Origin of the sequence: Streptomyces olivaceoviridis (genome assembly GCF_014650115.1) — a bacterium.
In the GTDB taxonomy this organism is placed as follows: domain Bacteria; phylum Actinomycetota; class Actinomycetes; order Streptomycetales; family Streptomycetaceae; genus Streptomyces; species Streptomyces olivaceoviridis.
Map to the genome: position 1 here is coordinate 1 of NZ_BMUI01000110.1, position 1,068 is coordinate 1,068.

The 1,068-nt window shown below is 69.0% G+C and carries 1 pseudogene; it reads left to right on the top strand.

The window, feature by feature from the left end:
• Positions 1-1,068, top strand: a pseudogene (locus tag IE273_RS43115) (alpha-1,4-glucan--maltose-1-phosphate maltosyltransferase); the annotation flags it as partial.

A 1,068-nucleotide genomic window follows, 5' to 3' on the forward strand; every position in this document is an offset into this window, starting at 1 on the left:
GGTCACCGCCTCCGATCCGATGCCGCTGCTGGTGGAACGCGAACGCGCCCTGTACGGCTCGTGGTACGAGTTCTTCCCCCGCTCCGAGGGCACCGCCGAGCAGCCCCACGGCACCTTCCGCACGGCCGCGCGCCGGCTGGGGCCGATCGCGGACATGGGCTTCGACGTCGTCTACCTCCCGCCCGTCCACCCCATCGGCACCACCTTCCGCAAGGGCCGCAACAACACCCTCAACCCCGGCCCCGACGACGTCGGCGTGCCCTGGGCGATCGGCTCCCCCGAAGGCGGCCACGACGCCGTCCACCCCGATCTCGGCACCATCGAGGACTTCGACTTCTTCGTCGCCGAGGCCGGCAAGCTGGGCCTGGAGATCGCGCTGGACTTCGCGTTGCAGTGCTCCCCCGACCACCCCTGGGTGCACAAACACCCCGAGTGGTTCCACCACCGCCCCGACGGCAGCATCGCCTACGCCGAGAACCCGCCGAAGAAGTACCAGGACATCTACCCCATCGCGTTCGACGCCGACATGGACGGCCTGGTCACCGAGACCGTCCGCGTCCTGCGGCACTGGATGGGACACGGCGTGCGGATCTTCCGCGTGGACAACCCGCACACCAAACCGGTGGTGTTCTGGGAACGGGTCATCGCCGAGGTCAACCGCCGCGACCCGGACGTCATCTTCCTCGCGGAGGCCTTCACCCGCCCGGCGATGATGCACACCCTCGCCCAGATCGGCTTCCAGCAGTCCTACACGTACTTCACCTGGCGCAACACCAAGCAGGAGCTCACCGAGTACCTGACGGAGCTGTCGGGCGAGGCGGCGGCCTGGATGCGGCCGAACCTCTTCGCCAACACCCCCGACATCCTGCACGCCTACCTCCAGCACGGCGGACGCCCCGCCTTCGAGGTCCGCGCCGTGCTCGCCGCCACCCTCTCCCCCGCGTGGGGCATCTACTCCGGCTACGAACTGTGCGAGAACACCCCGCTCAAGCAGGGCGGCGAGGAATACCTGGACTCCGAGAAGTACCAGCTCAAACCCCGCGACTGGGAAGCCGCCGCACGCGAGGG